Annotated in this window: 1 pseudogene; it reads left to right on the forward strand. The window is 69.1% G+C overall.

From position 1 onward, the window contains the following. Positions 1-609, forward strand: a pseudogene (locus tag ACYVL2_RS20035) (hypothetical protein); the annotation flags it as partial. Between the last annotated feature and the right edge of the window lie 16 nt (positions 610-625).

A 625-nucleotide genomic window follows, 5' to 3' on the forward strand; every position in this document is an offset into this window, starting at 1 on the left:
TTCCACCACGGCCGCCTCCACACCCCCGGCTGGACCATCACCAAAACCGCCCCCGGACAAGCCCTCATCACCCACCACACCACCGACTGCACCACCAAGACCGGAGAGCACCACACCGGACACGGACCGGCCGATACCGACGAGCACGCCTGCGGGTGCGCCGACTGGCGCACCGCCGAAGACCTGGACGCCGACTTCGCCGCCGATGTGGCGAACGTGTTCCCCACCGGCCTCTACCCCGACGAATGGGGCCAGGCCCTCCGAGACGAACTCGACGGCTGGGCCCAGCACATCGGCCTCGACCGAGACATGAAAGCCGCACGCGAGGCCCGCAATAATGCACGAGCCCGGTTCAAGACCGAAGCCGAGCGGACGAAACCGACACCATCGCAGGCGAGGGAACCTGAGCCATTCCCGCCTCCCCCCGCACCAACCCCACGCGAACCCGAGACTGCCTCCCGAACCCTCCCCGCCCCCACACCGACACGACCGAACCCGGCCGCAGCACCGCCGCCTGGTGTTACAGGCGAACGCGACTCAGCACACGAACCCATACCGTTCTTACCCCGCCCGTCGCGGGCGAGGGTCCTGCGGCGGGGGACGCGATAGGCATCGCAGCCCGAGA

It is taken from the genome of Glycomyces halotolerans, assembly GCF_054779575.1.